Origin of the sequence: Candidatus Westeberhardia cardiocondylae (assembly GCA_001242845.1) — a bacterium.
Classification (GTDB): domain Bacteria; phylum Pseudomonadota; class Gammaproteobacteria; order Enterobacterales; family Enterobacteriaceae; genus Westeberhardia; species Westeberhardia cardiocondylae.
Map to the genome: position 1 here is coordinate 218,976 of LN774881.1, position 22,161 is coordinate 241,136.

Consider the following 22,161-nt stretch of genomic DNA (forward strand, 5'->3'; position numbering starts at 1 on the left):
TTTTGTTTTTTAATACTTGCATATTGTACTTAAAATAAAATTTTTAAGAGTTTATATTAGTTGTACTAACAACATTTATTTTTCGTATTTTATTCATAAAGGTTTTAGATAATATTTAGTCAAAATTTAGATGTTTAAATAATGCATATTTATGAATAAAAAAGTATAGATTAGGTGCTAAAATTTGTTAGGTTTTATTTTTTAATTGTATTAATTGTGTTTTATGTGTTCATTTATGAGTTTTAGATGATTTGGATTAAATTATTTTTTAATATAGTGATGAAGTTAAAATTTCATCTTATGAATGAAGATTTATTTTTTTATTTATAATGAATATTTTGTATCATAAATATTGTTTGTATATATTTATATGATAATAAATTTTAAAATGGTTAATTATAAATTTTATAAATTTTTTGTTTTTTTTCTTATTTTTTCTTTTATTCTTACTGGAATAGGTAACTATTTAATTTTTGATGATTTTGATGATTATGTTGTTAAAATAAATGGAAGAAAGATAGATTATACAATTTTAGAACAAATGGCTAAAATTGAATTTTATCAATATAAAAAAAAGAATAATGCAGATATAGCAAAAAATGAAGATTATAAAATTAAAGAAAAGATATATCAAAACGTTTTATCTAAATTAATTGATGAAATATTATTGGCGCAATATGCGGAAAAATTAGGGTTACTTGTTTCTGAGAAAAGAATTAAGAATGTAATTTTTTCTATTCCAGATTTTCATATTGATAATAAATTTAGTAAAGAAAAGTTTAATATTTTTTTAAAAAATGTAGGTTTAACTTTTTTTCAATATTTAAATATTTTAAAAGAAAAATTAATTATTCAACAATTGATACATGGAATTAGTTGTGGAACTTTTTTATTACCTATTGAAGTTAATGAGTTGTTGAAAGTTATTTGTCAAAGTAGAAAAGTTCGTTTAGCAAAATTTGATCCTATAAGATTAAAAAAAAATATTTCTAGTAGTGGAATTCAATATAGTTTTGATCTTAATCAAGATCAATTTTTTTCGTCAGAGATGTTTAAAGTAAATTTTTTTTTAATAAATCGTAATGATTTATATGATCAGTGTAGTTTAAATGAAGAAGAGATAAAATCTTGGTATAATAAACATATTAATCAGTTTGTTATTCTTCCTAAAAAACGATATAGTATTATTTATACTGATAGAATAGATAAAGCTTATGAGTATTTTCGAAGAATACATCAAGGGGAAAATTTTAATATTTTAGCTAAGAGTGTGTCTATTGATCCAATTTCTGCGAAAAAAGGGGGAAATATTGGTTGGGTAGATGATTGTGATTCCGTTTTTCATGAAATTAAAATAGCTAATTTAAAAGAAATAGGTCAATTTTCTGATATTATTAAAACTTCAAAAGGTTATTCTATTATTCGTTTAGATCAGATTCAATCTAGGGAGGTTTTTCCGTTAAATGTAGTATATAATTATGTAGTAAATATGATGAAAAAAGAAAAATCTTATAAACATTATATTTTTTTAAAAAAAAGAGTTATGAATATTTTAAATAAAAATAATGAGACTTATGAGAAAAAGTTAAATAATTTGGAAATAATTATTAATAAGAAAATTAAGAAAACTAATTGGTTAATTAGCAATCAAATACCAGTTTTGTTAAATTCTGATAAAATAAAGAGTTTATTAATTAATAAATCGATGTTAGGGATAGATGGAAAAGTTATTAAAAAATTTCAATTTATTGATATTGATGAACATTGTTTTTGTGTTTTTTCTTTTATTGATTATTTAAATGAAAAAGCTAAGTCATTTGTTGAAATGGTTGTAGGGGAAACAAATATAGTTGAAAAGCAAAAACAACTTTCATATCAAACACAAATTCATGTTCAAAATGTTTTAAAAAATTTAAAAGAGAAAAAAAAAGAAGAATATGAAATTCTAAAGAATTCTGGATTTGAATTTGGTGTATTTAGAGTGTTTAATTTTTTGTGTGATAATAGTATTTTAACTAGAAAGATTTTTTCTTTACCAGTTCCGAAATTAAATGAAATTAGTTATGAGATAGTTAACAATGAAGAAGGAGATATTATTTTAGTAGCTTTACATGAAGTTTTTTTAGATACAATGAATTGTCAGAATAATATTTTGTCAGTTGATAAATTAAATTTTCTTTTTATGAATAATGCTATATTTGATACTTTATTAATGTATTTAAGGAGTGTTGCTAAAATTAAAATTAATGAGAAATTTTTTGTGCCAAATTAAAAATTTAGAATTCTAAATTTATATTAAATAAAAAATTTTTTATAAAAAGAAGTGTAGTGGATTTTTAAAAAGATATATAAATTAATTTTATAAGAAAAATTTTTTGAAATGTAAAAAATATGATATATGATAATAAAATTATAATTCGAATGTGTTTATGTAAGACATAAAATACGTTATAGTTTTTATTAATTGTTATTTATTTTTTATAATAAAATATTTAAATTTGGTAATTTAAATTTTATTTTTACAAAAACTATTTGATTTATTTTTAAAAAGATATTAGGTTTTAATATATTTGAATTGTGAAAAATACTAATTTTATTAAATTTTTCAAATATTTTTGCAAAATATTTGGCTATATAAATTAAATTTACGAGATTTTTTGTAATTAAATTTATTTATCAATAATTATGTAATGGTAGATGTAATTTTTCTGAAAATGAGTTTTTAAAAAAAATTATTTTTGTGATATTATGAAATAATTTTGTTTATATTGAATAAGGGAAGTATGTTTATTAGTGTAAATTGGTGAATTTTATATTTAGTTTTGAATTTATTAATTAAAATCATTGAGATCTGAATATTTATTATCATAAAAATATTGATGTTTTATATTATGTATTTTAAAAATTATAGTAAATTGTTTAAAATAATATAGTACATTAGTAGATAATTTAGTAATTATGTAAAAACAGTATAATTTCTGAAAATAAAATATTAATTTTATGATAGCTATGATTTTAATTTTTTTATTTTTATAAAACAGTTTATATCTTAAGGTTATAAATTTAGTTAAGTGTTTAGTATTTATTATTTTTCGAATATAAATGCAGTCAATTTATCTAATATAAAATTAAACTGTTTTTTTGAAAAAAAGTTTGGTTTTATGATATATTTTAAAAAATTACGGGAGTATTTATTATTTTAAAAAATTTGATTGTTTATTTAAAATATCTAGTTTAGTTTATAAAACTGTTTTCGCATTTAAATATTTTGCAGATGTAAAAATATATGATGTTTTTATCTTTATATTATAAATCATAATATGTTTAAAGTATTTGCAGTTTTTATATATGAAAATGATTTAATAGAAGTTTATATGTTAAAAATTTTTTTATTTTATAAATAAAATATAGTTTTATAAAATAAAAGTATGTTTTAAATTTTGTGATTTATATTTTTGTTTAATAAGTTTTGTTAATAAATTTATTTTTTATTTGAATTTTTGATTTACAAGTTATTATGATAATTGAAAAATTTTATGTTGTTTTGTTGTTATTGTAAATAAAAATTTTTTCTTTTGTAAATATTGATTATGAATATATATAGATTATGTATTTAATTGAATTAAAATTTTATTGTAATAATATTTTTTGTTCTGCTATGATAATAACTGAAATTAAAAAAATACAAAATTGTTCTAAAGTTATTTTATTAATGGGTCCAACTGCTTCTGGTAAAACTGATCTTGCAATGTTATTGAGTCGTATATTGCCAATAGAAATTATTAGTGTGGATTCTGCATTAATTTATCGTTATATGGACATAGGTACAGCTAAACCTTCATTGCAGAATTTGTCAGAAGTTCCTCACAGATTAATTAATATAAAAGATCCAGCAGAGTGTTATTCTGTTGTAGAATTTTGTCAAGATGCTCTTCAAGCTATGGAAGAAATTATTAACAAAGGAAAAATACCTTTGTTAGTAGGGGGTGCAATGTTTTATTTTCATGCTTTATTATCCGGAGGTTTTCCAAGATTGCCTTCTTGTAAACCAGAAGTACGTTTATATATTGCTAAAAAAGCTAAAAAAATTGGATGGGATATGATGTATAAAAAGTTAGAGAGAATTGATAAATTTTCTGCGGATCGCATTCATCCTAATGATACACAAAGAATATCTAGGGCATTAGAAATATTTTTTATTTCTGGAAAAACACTTACAGAATTAAATAAGTTTTTTTTGAAAATTAATTTATTGAAAAAATATCAAGTATATAAGTTTGTTATAATGCCTTTTGACAAAATTGTTTTACACAAATATATTGAAAGAAGATTTTATAAGATGTTATCTTTAGGTTTTGAAAAGGAAGTAAGATTTTTATTTTCTAGAGGAGATCTGTATCAAAATATGCCTTCTATTCGTTGTGTGGGGTATCGTCAAATGTGGTTATATTTGTTAGGGAAGATTCAATATAATGAAATGATTTTTCAAGGTATTTGTGCAACTAAAAAACTTGCTAAGCGTCAAATAACTTGGCTTAGGAAATGGAAAGATGTTCACTATTTAAATAGTGATAATATTTTTTTGTCTTGTGAAAAAATATTAAAAGTTATAAATGAAAATAGATAATAATTTTTATAAATCAAAATGTTAGTTGATAATTAATTAAATATAATTAAATATATAATAAACCAGGGTGAATACTAATGGTTAAGGGAAAATCTTTACAAGATCCGTTTTTAAATACTTTACGTAGGGAACGTATTCCTGTTTCTATTTATTTAATAAATGGTATTAAATTACAAGGAAAAATTGAATCTTTTGATTTGTTTGTAATTCTTTTAAAAAATACAGTGAGCCAGATAGTTTATAAACACGCAATTTCTACAGTTGTTCCTTCTCGATCTATATTTTATCATCATGATAATATTAATAGTAATTTTAGTCATTATCATAATAAAAGTTCGACATTTTCTCGATCTAAAATTGGTGTATTTAAAAGTTTAATAAATGTTTAAAGTTTTGTTATTAAATTTTATAATTTAAAATTATATTTTAAGTATTATTTAAATGTAAATTATCAAAGTGTTTATGTTTTTGAAAATATTATATTATTAAATGTTTATTTTTTACAATATTATGCAGTTGATATATTATGGAATTTGCAAATTTGATTATATTGTTTCATTGTTTTTATAGGTCGTTTATATTATGATAAAGTTTATTTTATAGTCGAAAGTTTAGGTTTGATGGATTTTGATTGTTTTATTTTTTTATAATATTAAAATAAATTGGGTGAAGATTGTTTTTACTTTTTCATTATGGATAATTTTTTTAATAAAAATAAAATTGTTTCATTCGTAAATAAGAAATAATTTTAATATATTAATGTATTAGAAATTAAAGAAATTATATTGTGTTTTATTTTTATGTATAGCAAATTGGTTAAATATATAAAATATTTTTAGCATTAAAGTTATGAGTGCTAACTTTTAAGAAAATTTTATATGGATTTTATTAGTTTGCATATTTTTAAAATTAATAGTTTCGATGTTTTATTTTATGAAGATATGTATTAAAATTTAATATTTAATATTTTATTATATTAATAATTTTTTAAAAAATTTTGTTGAGTTATTAGTATTAAAGTAGAAAAATATTTGTAAAATGATGGAGTTAAAGATTATTATGTTATTTTTTCATAAAAGTAAAAGTTTGTATAATTTTCAAAAAAAAAACCATGTTAGTTGTTCTTGTATAGTTTGCTGTAATCAATCAAAAGGTAATGGTCCTCCTGATTTAGAAGAAATATTTCGAAATTTTTTTAAGAGTTGGAGATTCCGAAATTGTAAAGAAAGCGTTTTTAATGTAAAAAAAAGTTTTTTTAAAAGAAATAATTTTTATTTTTTTATTGTTTTTTTATGTGTCATTTTTTTATTTTTTTTTGGTAGTGGATTTTATACGATTAAAGAAGCTGAACGTGGTGTAATTTTACGTTTTGGAAAATTTTATAATTTAGTACATCCAGGATTAAATTGGAAAATAATTTTTATTGATACTTTATATACAGTTAATGTAGAATCTGTACAAGAGTTAGCAGCATTTGGTGTCATGTTAACTTCAGATGAAAATGTTGTTCATGTAGAAATGAATGTACAGTATCGAATTTTTGATCCTAGATCATATTTATTTAGTGTAACCAATGCTCATGATAGTCTTAGGCAAGCTACCGATAGTGCATTGCGCGGGGTTATTGGGAAATATACAATGGATCGAATTCTGACTGAGGGTAGAACTCTTGTTCGTAATGATACACAACGAATTTTAGAAGATATTATCCGTCCATATAATATGGGAATTATGCTATTAGATGTTAATTTTCAAACTGCTCGTCCTCCTGAAGAAGTAAAAGCAGCATTTGATGACGCAATTGCTGCAAGAGAAAATGAACAACAGTATATAAGAGAAGCTGAAGCATATGTTAATGAGGTTCAACCTCGGGCTAATGGTAAAGCGCAACGCATTTTAGAAGAAGGTCGTTCTTATAAGATTCGTTCTATTTTAAATGCAAAAGGGGAAGTGCAGCGTTTTATAAAAATGTTACCTGAATATCAGGCAGCTCCAGAAATAATGAAAGAACGTTTATATATAAATACTATGGAACGTGTTTTAAGTAATACAAATAAAATATTAGTTTCTAATGAAAAAAATAATATAGTAGTATTTGGAAATCAATTAGTTGCAAAAGAAATGCTAAATGATGTAAAAAATTGTAAAAGAAATAATGTAACGCTAGAGTCAAATAAAAATAATTTTAGTGATAAATATGATGTTAATTTGAATAAAAAATAGTGTAGATAATAGTTAATTTAATATAATATAGAGTGATTTAGTATGGGATTTCGAGGTAGTTTATTATTATGCGTAATTCTTTATTTATAGCTATTTTTGTGGTATTAATTATGTTTCTATATTCTTCATGTTTTATTGTTTGTGAAGGGCAATGTGGAATGATATTACGTTTTGGAAAAGTTTTACGTAATAAAAATAATGATCCATTAATATATAATCCAGGTTTACATATGAGAATTCCTTTATTAGAAAAGGTAAAAACTCTTGATATTCGAATTCAAACTATGGAAAATCAAGCAGATCGTTTTGTTACAATGGAAAAGAAGGATTTAATTATTGATTCATATATTAAATGGAAGATAAGTGATTTTAATCGTTATTATTTGGCTACTGGTGGAGGAGATATATCTCAAGCAGAAATTTTATTACGTAGAAAGTTTTCTGATCGCCTTAGATCAGAATTAGGAAAACTAGATGTAAAAGGTATAGTTACTGATTCTAGAAATAAGTTAATGAGTGATGTGAGACGTTTATTAAATTACGGAACTATTGGAAATAATAATGAAAAAAAGATAGCTCCAATATCTTTTAATTATAAAGATGTTCATCATTCTTTTTATAAAGAAGAAAATTTTGGATTTTTCCATGATATTTCAAATTCGATTTTTTACGCAAATAGTATGGCAGTTTTGGGTATTGAAGTAGTTGATGTACGTATTAAACAAATTAATTTACCAACAGAAGTTTCTGATGCTATTTATCAACGTATGCGTGCTGAACGTGAGGCTGTGGCTCGAAGACATAGATCACAAGGACAAGAAGAAGCAGAAAAATTGCGTGCTGTTGCAGATTACGAGGTAATCCGAACATTATCTGAAGCTGAACATCAAGCTTTGGTTATGCGCGGTGAAGCTGACGCAGAAATTGCTAAAATATATGCAAGTTCATTTAACAAAGATCCGAATTTTTATATATTTATTCGTATGCTGCGTGCTTATGAAAATAGCTTTAATGATCGTTCATGTAATGACATGATTATATTGGATTTAAAAAGTGATTTCTTTCGTTTCATGAAATTATATAATGGTAATATGAAACATTAACAATGTGAAAAGTTTTTGATATTAATAATAAAATTTAATATATAGATATGTGTTTTTATAAATTTATAAATAAACAAAAATTTTGTAATTATAAACTTGTATTATTTATTCATAAAGTGATTATTGCATGATTAGTATTGTTATTATTTAGTTTTTTATATAAATTATGCGTTTAATATAGTAAAATTTTTAATAAATGTGAAATTTAAAATATTTTCTTTTGATTTTTTAATTTTGTAATTTGATATCAATATAAATTATTAATATAATTTATAAAAGAAAGCTAGATAAATGTTAATTTATAATGGATAAATATAACATAGTATTGTGTTTTCATATATAATGAGTTTTTTATTTTGTTAAATATGTATTTAAGATAGTCTAAGTGTTTTATTTTAAAATTATTTTAATGAATAGAATTAGTTTATTCGTAGTTATATTAATTTTATTTATATGAATAATTTTATTTAATTATTTATTAATAAAATATTTAAAATTGAAAATTTTTGAAAAGAAAAAGTTTTTTAAAATATTAATAGTAGAGATTTATTTTTATATTGTATGTAAGATATTTTTATACATTAATTAAAACTAAAGTTTTAAATATGTAATTTATTGTATCATAAAATTTGTATATTCTAAGGAATAAATTATTTATATTATGTTAAATATGTTGTTATTTTATTAAATTTTGATACAAAGGTATTTTGTTATAATTTTAAGGTTTTTGATTCGATTAATGAATGAAATTATTTATGGAATACACAGTGTGGAATCAGTTCTTAAAGTTGATCCTTTTCGTTTTTTAAAAGTATATTTTATTGAGAATATTTACAATAATCGCTTACGGATTTTGATGCGCATATTAAAGGAAAGAGGTGTGATTGTGCAATTAGTTACAAAAAAACAATTAAATAATATGGTAAATTATGGAATACACCAAGGAGTTGTCGCTTTAGTAAAGAAAAAAATTTTTTTTGAAAAAGAAATAATTCCGGTTTTGGTGAAAAAACCTGTTGTTTTTTTTCTAATTTTAGATGGTATTACTGATTCTCATAATTTAGGATCATGTTTGCGTAGTGCTAATGCTGCTGGCGTAGACGCTGTTATTGTTCCTAAACACAGAACAGCTAAATTAAATTCTATTGCTAAAAAAGCAGCTAGTGGAGCAGCAGAATTAATCCCTTTAGTTCGTGTTAGAAATTTAATTAATACATTACGTATGTTAAAGAAACATAATATATGGATTATTGGAACTAGTTCCAAAATTGGTCGATCTTTATATAAATCTAGTGTGATTGGTTCGTTAGCTTTAATTATGGGATCTGAAGATAAAGGAATACGTTATTTGACATATAAATATTGTGATGAGATAATTAATATTCCAATGATTGGAACAATTTCTTCGTTAAATGTTTCAGTTGCTACCGGAATATGTTTGTTTGAATTTATTAAAAAAAACCAATTTTCGATTCAATAAAATGTTTATATTATATAATTATCGTAATATTTATAGAATAAAATATAATTGAAAAATTAAATTCATTTTTGTAAAATATATAATGAGATTTTTTAAATAAACATTTGTAATATTATATATTCTATTGATTAAAATCAAATATATAAATTAAATATGTATTTATAAAATATTATTTTTGTAATTTCATGTATTTTATTTTTGGTTATTATTTTATATGCTAACATAAATTATGTTTATTTTATTATTAGTATAAAGTTTATTTATATAATTTTATTGCAAAAGCAATATTTTGGATTATTTTTTAGACTAATATTATTTGTATTTAGCATAAATTTTTTACAAATTTATTATTTTATTTAAATTGATATATTGACAGTTACTTTGTTAAGTTTTATTTATAGAAATTTATGAATAGAATTTAATTATTTATTGTAAAGTTTGTTAATATGATAATTTTATATTAATATTATAAATGTGGGAAATAATACTTCGAATTAATTTTATATAATTTTAATGTAAGTTGTTATAAGATATCAGGTATGGTTTGATATTTTTTAATTTATAGTTTTTAAATAATATTAAAGTAGTATAACTTTTAATAAAGGTAAAAATTTATGCGGCATTATGAAATTGTTTTTATAATACATCCAGATGGGTTTGGAAAAATTGATAGTATAGTTAAAAATTGCTTGTCTATTATCAATATAGATAATGGTGTGGTACATCGTTTAGAAAATTGGGGTTGTCGTAGATTAGCATATCCTATTAAAAATGTGTATAAAGCTTATTATATTTTGCTGAATGTAGAAGTATTAATAGAAACATTAAATAAATTAAAGAAATTTTTCTTTTTTAATGAAGAAATTATTCGTAATATGGTTATTCGTGTTAAGTTTGCTATTACTGAGTCTTCTCCTATAATGAATATTGTGAAAAAAGAACAAAATGAAAAATTTTGAATTAAGATTGATAAAGGTGATTTAATTATAATAATTTGTGTATTAATTCTAAAGTTTGTTTTTTGTTTTTAAGATTATACATATGTTAAATATTAGAGTTTTTGTAATTTTTTATTGAGTGTGTTATAATAATATTTTGTGCTTTATATTAAAATTTTGTGAGTTTTTTGGAGATATTGATTATATGATTCGTTATGTTCGTCGTAAGTTTTGTCGTTTTAGTACAAGTAGTTCTGTTGAAATTGATTATAAAGATGTTATTTTGTTAAAAAATTATATTACTGAAAGTGGGAAAATAGTTCCAAGTCGTATTACAGGAACTAAATCTAAATATCAAAGGCAGTTATCTAAAGCAATAAAAAAAGCTAGATATATTTCTTTGTTGCCTTATACTGATATTGGTAATTGTTTGTTGTTAACAAAATCTTATAAGAGATAAAATATATGAAAGTTATTTTGTTAGAAAAAATATTAAAATTAGGGGATTTATGGGATCAAGTTCTTGTGAAAACTGGATATGCTAGAAATTTTTTATTTCCAAAAGGAAAAGCTGTTTTAGCAAATGAAAAAAATATCAAATATTTTATGAATCGTAAAAAAGAATTAGCTTATAAATTAAAATCCTCATATCTAGATGCTAAAAAAAGAGTTAATGAAATAAATAAATTAGGAGGTAGTGTAACTATTAAATCAAGAGTATCGAATAATGAAACAGGAAAATTATTTGGTTCTGTAAATGAACAAGATATTTCTAAAGCTATGAAAAATCTTGGTGTAAATATTTCCAAAAAAGAAATATGTTTGCCTGATGGTGTTTTTAATTATACAGGAAGTTATAATATTATTTTTCAATTTCATAGTAAGGTTTTTGTTAATTTTAGTGTTATTGTTGTTAACAAAGAGTAGGAAATATTTTTTATATAGTTTCGAATTTATTTGATGATTGTTATTGGTATATGAAGTATGGTTTGAGAAAATTTTTTACTATGAATGTAAAAGACATTCTTAAAGTGTTTCTATAGAGTTTATTAAATCTTAAAATTTATTTTGTTTATGTTTTTATAATTATAATATTATTTGATTTATTAAGTTTTTTAAACGCATGATTTCTAATTTTAATGTTTGTTATATTTATCGTATAAATGAAATATATTTTATTTAGGATGAGAATAAATTTTTAAATAAATCGATTTTGTTTGTTGAGTTTTTGTTTTATATCTTTTATGTTTATTTTATAAATGAAACCTTATAAAAATGAAATTTTAACTATTTAAAAAAATTAGTTCTAGTGTTCTCACATTAAATTAAAATTTATTTCCTTCCATTTAAAGAACTTAAAATTTCTTTTTTAGCTTCATTAGCGTTTTCCCAAGAGTGAATTTTTACCCATTTATTTTCTTCTAGATCTTTGTAATGTTGAAAAAAATGAATTATTTGTTTTTTTAAAAATTCTGGAAAATGGTTAATGTCTGTGCAAAAGTTATATTCTTGAGATATTTTTTTGTGTGGAACAGCTAATATTTTATTATCTATTCCTGATTCATCAGTCATATTTAACATTCCTATTGGTCTACATTGTATAACTGAACCAGGTTGTAAGGGGAAAGGGGATGGAACTAATACATCTATTGGATCTTTATCCAAAGCTATAGTACCATTAATATATCCATAATTACAAGGATATGTCATCATTGTTGGTATAAATCGATCAACAAATAAATTCCCGGTTTTTTTATTTATTTCATATTTTATTGGATAAGTATTTGCTGAAATTTCAATAATAACATATATATCTTCGGGTATTTTCTCTCCAGGTGGTATTTGTTTAAAATTTTTATTTATGATCATATTTTTTATTAGTTACAGTTAGATATAAATTATTTTTATATATTTTAATGAAATACAGAATTTTATGAGATTAAATATTAAATTTTATGTATAATATTTCAACAAAACCTATTTCTTATAGTATCATATTTTTATAAATAATTGAAAGATTTTTCAATAATAAGTAATTATTAAATTAACTTTTTGTTTTAAAATTATTTATAAGGGTGTTAAATAGATTATTATTTTACCTGAACAATATAATCAATGTTATGTTTTACTAAAATAAATATAGATTTTACATAAAATTATTTATATTTTCAAATAAAAATTTTTATTTTGTAAATTTATTTTTTATATTGTTGCTATAATGAATTTTTTTATTATAAAAATCGTAAATATTTTGTTGTTTTATATCGTTGGTATTATAAGAGAATTTTTGTGAATTGGATTAGAAATTTAGTATATGTTTTAAATTTAATATGAAATTTTATTTAATATAATTGGATTTATTTTGTTTATATATTGTATTTTGATATGGAAATAAATGTAAAATTTTTAATTTTATAACTGAATTTATATAATTTGAATGTTATTATTAATTTACAAATATAGTTTATAAAATGATTTTATATTATCTGAATAATATATGAATTTTAATTTAAGAATATTAAAATAATTTATTAATAAAAAAAATTGGTTTATTAATGTTTTATTTAGCAAATAATTTGAGGAAATTTTCATTTTTAAAATTTTAGATTATAAAGCTATATTTAGTGTTTCAATTGAAAAAATTTAAATACATGAAATGTAAATTTTATAAATTAATGTTTTTACCATGTAATTGTTATGTTTATATGATTTAAATATAATTTAGTATGTAATTATAAATACAAATTATTATAAGATTTGTTTTACAAATTTTAATTTTTAAAATTATTTTGGTATTTTATGTTTTGTATTAATACGTTAAGTACAAAGTTTTTATAAGATAAATGTTATTTAAAATCTACGAAAATATTAGATAAACGTTTTTTGAAAGTATGGATAAAGAAAAGGATGATATTTATGCACGCTATATTTCAATATGGTAGTAAACAATATAAAGTAAAAGAAAATCAAGTTATTTATATTGAAAAATTGAATTTAGAGATAAACGAAATTTTGATTTTTGATAAAATAATTATGCTTATTTATAATAGAAATGTTAGAGTTGGTTTTCCATTTATTAATAATAGCAAAATTATAGCTAAAGTTTTAAAGCATGGTCGCTTTGATAAACTTGTTATTGTTAAATTTCATCGTCGCAAGCATTATAAAAAAATTCAAGGGCATCGTCAATGGTATACTAAAATTAAAATTAATAATATTATTGAAAATGGGTAATAATTATTTAAACAAAAGTTATAGAGGTATATTATGGCACATAAGAAAGCTGGTGGATCAACTAGAAATGGTCGAGATTCTATAGGAAAACGATTAGGAATAAAACATTTTGGTGGTGAACTAGTAAATCCTGGATTTATTATCATCAGACAACGAGGTACTAAATTTCATCCTGGAAAAGGAGTAGGTTGTGGAAGGGATTATACTTTATTTTCGTTGAAAAATGGTCAAGTGAAATTTGGAATAAAAGGACCCAAAAAGAAGAAAATTGTTTCTGTTGTTTAAATAAAATCTTATTTTAATATTTTTCGTTTATTAAATTTTACTATTTGTGAATTGCAATTATATATTAATCATATTATTTTATTAATGAGAAATTTATTTTGTATTTACAATAATTAGAATATTATTAAATAATTTTTATAAATTATTAGTAGAATTTTTGAAATTGTATATTTATAATTTTGTTTTTATATGAATATAATATGAAATTTATGTACTAAAATTTAAGTTAGTACACTAATATTGTTGAAATTATTCGTGTTATGTTAACAAATATATTTATTATCATCAAATATTATTTTATTAGTAATATTTTATATCAAAAGAAGTCATTTGGTTATATTATGTTGTGAATACTAAAATGTTAATTTTGATATGTGTAAAAGTTTTATTTTTAAAATAAAATTATTCATTATAATATAGGATTATATGCAGTTTATTGATGAAGTAATTATTAAAGTTTTTGCTGGAAATGGGGGGAATGGTTGTATTAGTTTCCGTAGGGAAAAACATATTTCTCGTGGTGAACCAAATGGAGGGGACGGCGGGAACGGAGGAAATGTTTGGTTGTTAGCAGAAAAAAATTTAAATACTCTAGTGGATTTTCAATTTAAAAAAAAATTTTTTGCTGAATGCGGTTGCAATGGGGGAAGTTCAAATTGTACGGGAAAAAATGGAAAAGATATGTATATTAAAGTCCCTGTAGGAACCAGAGTAGTAAATTTGGATACCAATAAAATTATAGGAGATATGATTTTCGATAAACAGAGTTTAATGATAGCTAAAGGTGGTTTTCATGGATTTGGTAATGCTAGATTTAAATCATTTTTTAATAGTTCTTTAAATAAAAAAGTTTTTGGAAAAAGAGGTGAAATTTGTTGTGTTGAATTAAAATTAATTTTACTAGCAGATGTTGGAATTGTTGGATTGCCTAACGCAGGCAAATCTACTATGGTACGTACATTAACTGCAGCTAGACCGAAAGTAGCAGAATATCCGTTTACTACTTTGTTTCCAAATTTAGGTGTTGTAAAATTAAATTTTGAGAATAATTTTGTTATTGCGGATTTACCTGGTTTAATCGAAGGGGCATCTCGTGGAGTGGGATTGGGTATACGTTTTTTAAAACATTTGGAAAGATGTTATATATTGTTGCATTTAATTGATTTAGCTCCAATAAACGGAAGTGATTTGATTAAAAATATTAAAATAATTTTTAAGGAATTAGATTCATATGGTAATGTATTAAAACATAAACCTCATTGGTTAATATTTAATAAGATGGATCTTATAGAATTTAGTAAAGTTAAATTTTTTATAAAAACTATTTTAAAAAAATTACATTGGAATAAGAAATATTATGTAATTTCTGCATTGCATAAAAATAGTATGCAAAAATTGTGTTTTGATATTGCAAAATTTATCAAGGAAAATTCTGCAAAGAACTAATATAGTTTGATAATATTTTAAAAATGTTAATAGATTTAAAATATTCTTTTATAAAGAATGTTGTATTTATGAAAATTTGTTTTTGTTTTTTTAGTTTTATTAAAATAAAATATTTTTATAAAATTTTGAAATTTAGCTGAAATTTAATATTTATTTTATATGGGATTTAAACATTTGAAATAAATATATTGAAAATTAAAATTTTATTTACAAAATTTTAAATAAATTTTGTATTCTATTTATAAATGATTTTAATAAATTAGTTATTTATATAATGAAATTTTAATTAGTTTAGAAATTGGATTTTTTAAAAAAATAAATAAAAATTTATACAATATTTATTTATGAAGTAACATAGATTTCTAATGATTTTTTGATTTAAAATTTTAAAAATTTATTTGGTTTTTAGTAGTTGTTTATATATTATTATCGAAATTATATGAAAAGGCATAATGTATGAAACAAATTCCGATGACCTTGCAAGGTTTGGAAAAACTTCGAAAAGAACTTGAGTATCTTAAGAATGTACGTCGTTCTCAAATTATTGAAGTTCTTACAGAATCTAGAAAGCATGGAGATTTAAAGGAAAATTCTGAATATCATTCAGCAAGAGAACAACAGGCTTTTTGTGAAGGTCGTATTCAAGAAATTGAAAGCAAACTTTCTCATGCGCAAGTTATTGATGTAACTAAAATTATACCAAGTAAAAAAGTAATTTTTGGTGTAACAGTTAGTATTGATAATTTGTGTACAAAAGAAAAACGTAAATATCGTATTGTTGGAGATGATGAAGCGGATTTTAGAAAAAATTTAATTTCTATTAATTCTCCTATTGCAAGAGGATTAGTTGGTAGGAAAGAAGGAGACACTGTTGTTATTAAAACCCCTAGAGGTAATGTAAAATATAAAATTCTTAAAGTTGAGTATATATAATTTTACTTTAAGAATAAGATTTTTATAATATGTATATTTATATATCTAAAAATTAACATAAATTTATATAATTTTAGTTTTCAAATAATATTTTCTAATTCATTATATGCTATTTATGTATTTATTATTTTTATATACAATATATAAGATTATATTTGTATTTAGAATATTTGTGTATATTCTAGTTTTTGTCAAATAAAATAATTGATGTTATCATATTATTAAGTGTTAGATCTTGTTCAGGATAATATTTATTTCAATTATTTATGAAGTATAAAAGTTTCATAATATTTTGTATAATTTAAGTTGTTCTTTAATATATAAAAAAATTAAGTTATGGTATTTTATGGGAAATCGTTCCTTAAATTCTTTTCGTTGGTTACAAGAACATATTAATGACACATATGTGAAACAAGCAAAAATTAAAAAATTGAGATCTCGTTCTTGGTTTAAAATACAAGATATACAAAGAAGTGATAGATTATTTTATCCTGGTATGGTTATAATAGAATTAGGTTCTTCTCCTGGAGGTTGGTCAAAATATATACTCTCAAAAATCGGGGATAAAGGTAGTATTATTGCTTGCGACATAATTTCTATGTCTGTTATGAAAGGTGTAGATTTTATACAAGGGGATATTTACAACACTATAACTATAAAAAAAATTTTTAAAAAAGCTAAAAATAAAAATATTCAATTAATTTTATCTGACATATCTCATAATCTTAGTGGAATTGCTGTAATTGATATTGCAAAATCTATATATCTTGTGAAATTTATATTAAAAAATATTTGTAGTATTCTTGTAAAAGGGGGAGATTTTCTAGTAAAAATTTTTCAAGGAGAGGGTTTTGAAGAATGTGTGCACGAAATACGTTTATTATTTGAAAAAGTTAAAATTCGAAAGCCCGTAGCTTCTAGATCTCGTTCTAGGGAGGTTTATATTGTTGCAAAAAAAAAGAGATGAAAATTGTTACATGTTAATTTATTTTGATACTGTTAAAATATGAGGTTAATTTTTGAGAAATATGGCTAAAAACCTGATTCTTTGGTTAATAATTGCAGTGATTTTAATGTCTTTATTTCAAAATTTTGGTTCTAATGATTCTGGAAATGGTAAAGTAGATTATTCTACTTTTGTGTCGGAATTAGATCAAGGTCAAATAAAAGAAGTATATATTAATGGGAATGATATTACTGTAATTAAAAAAAATAATAATCGTTATATTACTTATATTCCGATTCATGATTCAAAATTACTTGATTTGTTATTAAGTAGAAATGTTAAGGTGGTTGGTGAACCTCCTGAAGAACCTAGTTTATTAACATCAATTTTTATTTCTTGGTTTCCAATGCTTTTATTAATTGGGGTATGGATTTTTTTTATGAGGCAAATGCAAGGTGGTGGGAAAGGAGCTATGTCTTTTGGAAAAAGTAAGGCTCGCATGTTATCGGAAAACCAAATAAAAACAACTTTTGCTGATGTAGCAGGTTGTGATGAAGCTAAAGAAGAAGTAAAGGAATTAGTAGACTATTTACGAGAACCGGGTCGTTTTCAAAGATTAGGGGGAAAAATTCCTAAAGGAATATTGATGGTTGGTCCTCCCGGGACTGGAAAAACGTTGTTAGCAAAAGCAATAGCAGGGGAAGCGAAGGTTCCATTTTTTACTATTTCTGGTTCTGATTTTGTCGAAATGTTTGTTGGTGTTGGGGCTTCTAGAGTTCGTGATATGTTTGATCAAGCAAAGAAGTCATCTCCTTGTATTATTTTTATTGATGAAATTGATGCAGTAGGTAGACAAAGAGGTACAGGTTTAGGTGGTGGACATGACGAACGTGAACAAACTTTGAATCAAATGTTGGTTGAAATGGATGGTTTTGAAGGGAATGAAGGGATTATTGTTATTGCTGCTACTAACCGTCCTGATGTTTTAGATCCAGCATTATTACGTCCAGGTAGATTTGATAGGCAGGTTGTTGTTGGATTACCCGATGTTCGAGGAAGGGAACAAATCTTAAAAGTTCACATGATTCATGTTCCTGTTTCTTCTGATGTAAATGTTTCGGTTATAGCTAGAGGTACTCCTGGATTTTCTGGAGCAGATTTAGCTAATTTAGTAAATGAAGCTGCTTTATTTGCTGCGCGAAAAGATAAAAAAATAGTATTTATGGAAGAATTTGAACAAGCTAAAGATAAAATTATGATGGGGACAGAACGTAGATCTATGGTTATGACAGAAATACAAAAGGAATCTACAGCTTATCATGAAGCAGGACATGCTATTATTGGTCGTTTAGTTCCTGAGCATGATCCAGTTCATAAAGTTACTATTATTCCAAGAGGTTGTGCTTTAGGAGTAACATTTTTTCTGCCAGAAGGGGATTCCATTACTGCAAATCGCCAAAAATTGGAAAGTCAAATTTCTACTTTATATGGTGGTAGATTAGCTGAAGAAATTATCTATGGAGAAGAGAAAATATCAACTGGATCATTTAATGATATTAAAGTTGCTACGTCAATTGCGCGTAATATGGTAACACAATGGGGTTTTTCAAAAAAATTGGGCCCTTTATTATATGCTGATGAAGAGGGTGAAGTATTTCTTGGTCGTTCTGTTGCGAAAGCAAAACATATGTCGGATGAAACAGCTCGTATTATTGATCAAGAAGTAAAATTATTAATTGAACGAAATTATACTCGAGCTCGTATTTTATTATTGGAAAATTTAGATATTCTTCATTCTATGAAAGATGCTTTAATGAAATATGAAACTATTGATGCATTTCAAATTGATGATTTAATGGATAGAAATATTGTTCGTCCTCCTTCTGGGTGGAAAGATAATTCCATTTATATTAAAAAAGAAAATAATATTTCCACAACTTCTTCAGATATAAATAATAATTAATTTTATTTAAGCGAAATTAAATATAAAAATGTTAAATTTTTTTATATTTATCTTTAAGTAAATAATTTGATTTTATGAATTAAAGTTTTGAAATTTGTTTTTTCATGTTTTATTATATTGGTATTTAAACTAATGGTTTTGTTGTGAAATTGATTATTAGTAATAATAAAAAAGTTGATTTGACTTTCCCTAAAGTTATGGGAATATTGAATGTAACACCAGATTCTTTTTTTGATGGTGGAAAATATAATAAAGTATCTTGCGCGGTTGATCGCGTTTTTTATATGATCAAGAATGGAGCTACTTTTATTGATATAGGAGGGGAATCTACTAGACCAGGCTCGGATATTGTTGAAGAAGAAGAAGAAATGGATCGAGTAATTCCAATAATAGAAGCATTGGCAAGTCGTTTTGATACAATTATTTCAGTAAATACTTCTAGAACATTAGTAATGAAACAAAGTTTATTAGTTGGGGCACATTTAATTAATGATGTTCGTTGTTTTAGTGAAAAGGGATCTTTAGATGTAATATCTAAATTTCGGATACCAATATGTTTAGTGCATATGAAAGGAACTCCGAAAACTATGCAGAGAAAACCAAAATATAACAATATTATATCAGAAATAAAGGATTTTTTTTCTGAAAAAATCTCTTATTTTGAATTGCATGGAATAAATAAATCTAAATTATTATTAGATCCTGGATTTGGTTTTGGGAAAACAGTATCACATAATTATGATTTATTATCAAATTTAAAAGAATTCAATTGTTTTGAATTACCGATATTGGTTGGTATGTCTCGAAAATCTATGATAAGTAAATTTCTTAATGTTTCTTTCGATAAATGTATGTTAGGGAGTATTACTTGTGCAGTTATCGCAGCAATGCAAGGAGCAAAAATTATTCGAACCCATGACGTTAAAGAAACTATGGATGCTTTACATATTGTTTCTTATATTTTAAAAAAATCAAATAAATTTAACAATAAAGATACTAATAAATGTTAATTATTTTTAATTCTTATACAGAAAATTTTTTATATTTGTATTTTATGTTTTTGAATTTATTTTTTAAATTAGAAGAAAAATGTATTTAATAATATCAAAGAAATATTTATACTTAATATATAAAATAGCTTTGTAGATAATATATTAAAATTACTAATTTTGTTTGTATATAGAGTTTAGTTTATAATATTATATAAATGTTGTTTATTTTAGATATTTGATAATAAATTCTTATAAAGGTATAATAAATAGGATTTCCTTGATAAAAAGAATAATGTGTGTTTTTGTATTTGATGAATTGATAAATTTTATATTTTAATAAGAAAAATTTTTGTTATTTTATACATATAAATATTAGATTGGTTTATTATAATTTTGTGTGAATTGGAATTGATATAATATAAATGTTCATATGTAGTGTTTAATTAAACAAGAATGATTTTTTTTTAATTTTGAATTATGAGTATTTTATTATATTAAAAATAAATTTTTTCTAAATTTTTATAATAATTATTAAGATAAATGTTTTGATTTAGCGTGAATATTATAATTTTATGAAATTTTATATAAATAGGTAATTGATTTTGTTGTTTATTTTTGGATATTTAATTAAAGATTAAATTTGTATTTTAGATAATTATAAGTTATATATCGTATTTTAATTTAGATTAGTAATTCTAATTCAGAGATTTATATTATTTACACTAAAGTTAAATTAGTATAGATGTTGTTTTTATATTAGTAAATAAAATTGTTTAATTAGTACATAGAATTTTTGTTAAATGTATTTTATTATTATATAAACAAAGATTATCAATTTGGAAAAAAATTATTATATTCGTGTTTATGAATTTTGTTATTTTTTTATGTTATAATTAGATTCATTATGAATAATGCTTTGTAGATAAAGTGTTTTAAATTCTGTTTAAGATTTTATTGAATTAAATTAATAGAAATAAAAGTGTAGAACTTATGAATTTTTGTATAGTTTAACAATGTTATTTGTGAACACGAAGTTATATGAATAGATATTTTGCATATAAATAATTTCGTGTATGAGTTATGAATTGTATCAAATTTCTAATTTTGAAATCTTGTTCTATTATTTTAAAAATAAAATTAATTTTGTTCCTTTGCATAAATGTTGTTGCAATTGTTTTATTATGTTCTATAATTTTCTTATATAATATGTTTTGGTAAGTAATATTTAATTTAAAATTTATTTTATTATAAAATTTTAGGTGCATTTATCATGTATGAATTAGTATTAGTTATATTTTTAATAGAATCAATAAGTTTAATAATATTGATTATGCTACAACAAGTGAATATGAATTCAAGTTTTTCATATAGTAATGTAAATAGCACTGATATGTTTTTATCTTCAAGTAGTTCTAGTAATTTTATGACTAAATTAATAACTGTTTTTGCTGCAATTTTTTTTTTTCTAAGTTTAGTTCTAGTAAATTTTAGTAATCATCAATATATATGTGGAACTGAATGGGAAGATTTGGTGACAAGAGAAGATATGTGGAAAATGAAAAAAAATTCTTTAGTTGAAGATATTCCATATTAAATTTTAGATAATTGACTTTTACCGAGGTGGTGGAATTGGTATACACGCTACTTTGAGGTGGTAGTGCCCAGTTTGGGTGTGCGGGTTCAAATCCTGTCCTCGGTATTTATATGCATTTATTTATCGCGGGGTGGAGCAGTTTGGTAGCTCGTCGGGCTCATAACCCGAAGGTCATTGGTTCAAATCCAATCCCCGCAACCTTTTTTTAAATATTTTAGATAATGTGATTATATTAATTTTGTTATTATCTATTTTATAAGATGTATTTATTAATTCTTTTTAAAAGAATCAAGGTAGTTTTTAATTTTATTTTATTTTGTAAATTATCTAATATTTATTAGGTAAAATTATCGTAGTATGATGTTATTTGGTAACAAATATATATTTATATAATATT

General features: G+C 22.4%; 18 protein-coding genes and 2 tRNA genes. 19 read left to right on the plus strand and 1 reads right to left on the minus strand.

The annotated features are described in order from the left end of the window. Positions 1–388: 388 nt before the first annotated feature. From WEOB_RS00885 to rplI, 9 genes are all read left to right on the plus strand, one after another. Positions 389–2,272 carry a SurA N-terminal domain-containing protein gene (locus WEOB_RS00885; protein WP_281264027.1) on the plus strand — a complete coding sequence of 628 codons (1,884 nt, stop codon included), beginning with the start codon at positions 389–391 and terminating at the stop codon, positions 2,270–2,272. A 1,386-nt stretch (positions 2,273–3,658) separates the two neighbouring features. Next, positions 3,659–4,627 (plus strand): tRNA (adenosine(37)-N6)-dimethylallyltransferase MiaA, encoded by a 969-nt coding sequence (miaA, locus tag WEOB_RS00890; protein ID WP_281264067.1) that lies wholly within the window; start codon positions 3,659–3,661, stop codon positions 4,625–4,627. 77 nt (positions 4,628–4,704) lie between these two features. Further along, on the plus strand, positions 4,705–5,016 hold the full coding sequence (gene hfq / locus WEOB_RS00895; RefSeq protein ID WP_281264028.1) for an RNA chaperone Hfq: 312 nt from the start codon (positions 4,705–4,707) through the stop codon (positions 5,014–5,016). A 652-nt stretch (positions 5,017–5,668) separates the two neighbouring features. After that, a complete protein-coding gene (hflK, locus tag WEOB_RS00900; protein ID WP_281264029.1) occupies positions 5,669–6,850 on the plus strand; it encodes an FtsH protease activity modulator HflK in 1,182 nt (393 codons plus the stop codon). A 68-nt stretch (positions 6,851–6,918) separates the two neighbouring features. After that, positions 6,919–7,953 (plus strand): protease modulator HflC, encoded by a 1,035-nt coding sequence (hflC, locus tag WEOB_RS00905; RefSeq protein WP_281264030.1) that lies wholly within the window; start codon positions 6,919–6,921, stop codon positions 7,951–7,953. Positions 7,954–8,692: 739 nt separating this feature from the next. Next, positions 8,693–9,433: a 23S rRNA (guanosine(2251)-2'-O)-methyltransferase RlmB gene (gene rlmB, locus WEOB_RS00910; RefSeq protein WP_281264031.1), complete on the plus strand. Its 741-nt coding sequence runs from the start codon at positions 8,693–8,695 to the stop codon at positions 9,431–9,433. Positions 9,434–10,047: 614 nt separating this feature from the next. Beyond that, on the plus strand, positions 10,048–10,392 hold the full coding sequence (rpsF, locus tag WEOB_RS00915) for a 30S ribosomal protein S6 (RefSeq protein WP_281264032.1): 345 nt from the start codon (positions 10,048–10,050) through the stop codon (positions 10,390–10,392). A gap of 184 nt (positions 10,393–10,576) precedes the next feature. After that, positions 10,577–10,831, plus strand: coding sequence for a 30S ribosomal protein S18 (gene rpsR / locus WEOB_RS00920; protein WP_281264033.1), 255 nt, complete (start codon positions 10,577–10,579; stop codon positions 10,829–10,831). 5 nt (positions 10,832–10,836) lie between these two features. Continuing rightward, positions 10,837–11,298 carry a 50S ribosomal protein L9 gene (gene rplI, locus WEOB_RS00925; RefSeq protein WP_281264034.1) on the plus strand — a complete coding sequence of 154 codons (462 nt, stop codon included), beginning with the start codon at positions 10,837–10,839 and terminating at the stop codon, positions 11,296–11,298. Between the two features lie 405 nt (positions 11,299–11,703). On the opposite strand, the gene ppa is transcribed toward rplI, so the two are convergent. After that, positions 11,704–12,240, minus strand: a complete 537-nt coding sequence (gene ppa, locus WEOB_RS00930) for an inorganic diphosphatase (protein WP_281264035.1) — start codon at positions 12,238–12,240, stop codon at positions 11,704–11,706. A gap of 1,047 nt (positions 12,241–13,287) precedes the next feature. Between ppa and rplU the strand changes: the two genes are divergently transcribed. The 10 genes from rplU (at position 13,288) to WEOB_RS00980 (ending at position 21,962) form a co-directional block, all read left to right on the plus strand. After that, the gene (gene rplU / locus WEOB_RS00935; protein ID WP_281264036.1) at positions 13,288–13,605 is read left to right on the plus strand and encodes a 50S ribosomal protein L21; all 318 of its coding nucleotides are present in this window, start codon (positions 13,288–13,290) and stop codon (positions 13,603–13,605) included. Positions 13,606–13,638: 33 nt separating this feature from the next. Further along, complete coding sequence (gene rpmA / locus WEOB_RS00940) at positions 13,639–13,890, plus strand: 50S ribosomal protein L27 (protein ID WP_281264037.1); 252 nt, start codon at positions 13,639–13,641, stop codon at positions 13,888–13,890. 426 nt (positions 13,891–14,316) lie between these two features. Then, on the plus strand, positions 14,317–15,336 hold the full coding sequence (gene cgtA / locus WEOB_RS00945) for an Obg family GTPase CgtA (RefSeq protein ID WP_281264038.1): 1,020 nt from the start codon (positions 14,317–14,319) through the stop codon (positions 15,334–15,336). A 456-nt stretch (positions 15,337–15,792) separates the two neighbouring features. Beyond that, positions 15,793–16,269 (plus strand): transcription elongation factor GreA, encoded by a 477-nt coding sequence (gene greA, locus WEOB_RS00950; protein WP_281264039.1) that lies wholly within the window; start codon positions 15,793–15,795, stop codon positions 16,267–16,269. Between the two features lie 346 nt (positions 16,270–16,615). Continuing rightward, complete coding sequence (locus tag WEOB_RS00955) at positions 16,616–17,236, plus strand: RlmE family RNA methyltransferase (protein ID WP_281264040.1); 621 nt, start codon at positions 16,616–16,618, stop codon at positions 17,234–17,236. A gap of 61 nt (positions 17,237–17,297) precedes the next feature. Then, on the plus strand, positions 17,298–19,178 hold the full coding sequence (ftsH, locus tag WEOB_RS00960) for an ATP-dependent zinc metalloprotease FtsH (protein ID WP_281264041.1): 1,881 nt from the start codon (positions 17,298–17,300) through the stop codon (positions 19,176–19,178). A 197-nt stretch (positions 19,179–19,375) separates the two neighbouring features. Next, on the plus strand, positions 19,376–20,188 hold the full coding sequence (gene folP, locus WEOB_RS00965) for a dihydropteroate synthase (RefSeq protein WP_281264068.1): 813 nt from the start codon (positions 19,376–19,378) through the stop codon (positions 20,186–20,188). A 1,252-nt stretch (positions 20,189–21,440) separates the two neighbouring features. Continuing rightward, positions 21,441–21,764 (plus strand): preprotein translocase subunit SecG, encoded by a 324-nt coding sequence (gene secG, locus WEOB_RS00970; RefSeq protein ID WP_281264042.1) that lies wholly within the window; start codon positions 21,441–21,443, stop codon positions 21,762–21,764. Positions 21,765–21,784: 20 nt separating this feature from the next. Next, positions 21,785–21,869 (plus strand) — tRNA-Leu (locus tag WEOB_RS00975). 19 nt (positions 21,870–21,888) lie between these two features. Continuing rightward, a tRNA-Met gene (locus WEOB_RS00980) sits at positions 21,889–21,962 on the plus strand. Positions 21,963–22,161: the final 199 nt, after the last annotated feature.